The 2,119-nt window shown below is 68.6% G+C and carries 1 protein-coding gene; it reads left to right on the top strand.

Annotation, left to right across the window (positions count from 1 at the left end; translation table 11 throughout):
* Nucleotides 1–111 precede the first annotated feature (111 nt).
* Nucleotides 112–2,119: M16 family metallopeptidase (locus HWN72_RS06275; protein ID WP_211149978.1), on the top strand; the 2,008-nt coding region annotated here is incomplete at its 3' end.

Below are 2,119 nucleotides of genomic sequence, written 5' to 3'. Positions count from 1 at the left end.
CCTTCCAAACCCCTCCACCACCGCCTGCGGCGGCGGTCCCCCTCCCCATCGCTGCGCGACAGGGAGGAACGTACTTGCCTTCGCCTTCCGGCCTTGGCACTCCTCAAGGCGATGAGAGTTTCCCTGATCGCGCTCCTTGTCGCACTGGCTCCCATGCCACTGGCTGCAAAGGACAAACCCGCCCAAGAGGCTGTCTGGGCCTTCGACCGCAGCGACATCCCGGTCGATCCCGATTTCCGCTTCGGCCGCCTCGCCAACGGCATGCGCTACATCGTCCGCCACAACGCGACGCCCGCCGGAACCGCGATCGTGCGCATGGACGTCGAGGCGGGATCGCTCGACGAATCCCCTGCCGAACAGGGCTTCGCGCATTTCCTCGAACACATGGCCTTCAACGGCTCGCAGCGCGTGCCCGAGGGCCAGATGGTGCCGCTGCTGGAGCGCGAGGGGCTGGCCTTCGGCGCCGACACCAATGCCTCGACCAGCTTCGACCGCACGCTCTACAAGCTGGACCTGCCGCGCAATGACCCGGCGCTGATCGACACCGCGCTGATGCTGATGCGCGAGACCGCCAGCAACCTCACCATCTCGCAGGAGGCGGTGAACCGCGAGCGCGGCGTCGTGCTGGCGGAAATGCGCGACCGCAATTCCTGGGCCTTGCGCAACGCCATCGACACGACGCGGTTCTTCTACCCCAAGTCGCTCTACGCCCAGCGCTTCCCCATCGGCACCGTCGAAACCCTGAACGCCGCCGACGCCGCATCCCTGCGCGCCTTCTACGAGCGCGAATATGTCCCCGCCCACGTCACCCTCGTCGTGGTCGGCGATTTCGACGTCGCTACGGTGGAGGCCGGCATCGTGCGCCATTTCAACGACTGGACCGCAAGGCCCGCCGAGCCCCAGCCCTTCCCCGGCCCGGTCAAGGCGAAGGACAAGGCGCGCACCGGCGTCTATCTCGACCCGGCCTTGTCCGAGCGCGTCACCGTCCAGCGCAACGGGACTTATCAGGACGAACCCGACTCGATCGCCGAGCGCCGCGAGACACTGCTGCGCTCGATCGGCTACGACATCGTCAACCGCCGCCTCCAGCGCCTCGCCCGCAGCGCCGAGCCGCCGTTTCGGGGCGCGGGCTTCGGCACCGGCGACGTGTTCAAGGCGGCGCGCTCGACCCGCATCATCATCGACACCGTGGACGGCAAGTGGCGCGCCGGGCTGGAGGCAGCCGGAATCGAATACCGCCGCGCCCTCGCCTACGGCTTCTCGGCGGCCGAAGTCGCCGAACAGGTGGCGCAAGTGCGCACCGGCATCGTCAATGCCGCAGCCTCGGCCTCGACGCGCAGCAATGCGATGCTGACGGCGCTGGCGCTCTCGCTGGTCGATGACGAGATGGTGCCTTCCACCCCGCAGTCGGGGCTGGAACGCTTCGAGCGCTTCGCCCCGCAGATCACCCCCGACGCCGTGCTCGCCGCACTCAAGCGCGAGGCGTTGACGCTCAACGCGCCGCTGATCCGCTTCCAGGGCCGCAAGGCGCCCGAAGGCGGCGAAACCGCGCTGCGCGATGCCTGGCGCGAGGTCATGCGCGCGAAAATCGACAAGGAAACCGGCGCCGACACCGCGCAGTTCGCGTACACCGATTTCGGCCCGGCAGGGCAGGTCGTGTCGGACACCCGGCGCGAAGACCTCGGCATCCGCGAGGTGCGGTTCGCCAACGGGGTCATGCTGAACTTGCGCAAGACCGATCTGGAGAAGGACCGCGTGCGCGTGAGCCTCGCCATAGACGGCGGCGACCGGCTGAACACGCGCGAGAACCCGCATGCGACGCAGTTGGTGCCCAATCTCGACGATGGCGGCCTCGGCAAGCACAGCCGCGATTCGCTCGACACGATTCTCGCCGGGCGCAGCGTCGGGCTCGGGTTGTCGAGCGCGGCGGCGAGCTTCGATTCGCGGGTGACGACGACCCCGCGCGACCTCGAAATCCAGCTGCAGCTGCTAGCCGCGCTGGTCACCGACCCCGGTTACCGGCCCGAAGGCGAAGTGCGCTATCGGCAGGCGATCAACAACTACTTCGCGCAGCTCGATGCGACCCCGGCCTCCGCGCTCGCGGCCCGCATCGGCGGCA

The sequence above is a fragment of the Novosphingobium sp. HR1a genome, from assembly GCF_015594425.1.
In the GTDB taxonomy this organism is placed as follows: domain Bacteria; phylum Pseudomonadota; class Alphaproteobacteria; order Sphingomonadales; family Sphingomonadaceae; genus Novosphingobium; species Novosphingobium resinovorum_A.
The sequence above is the reverse complement of the archived record's forward strand: the minus strand, read 5'-3'. Positions and strand labels throughout refer to the sequence as shown.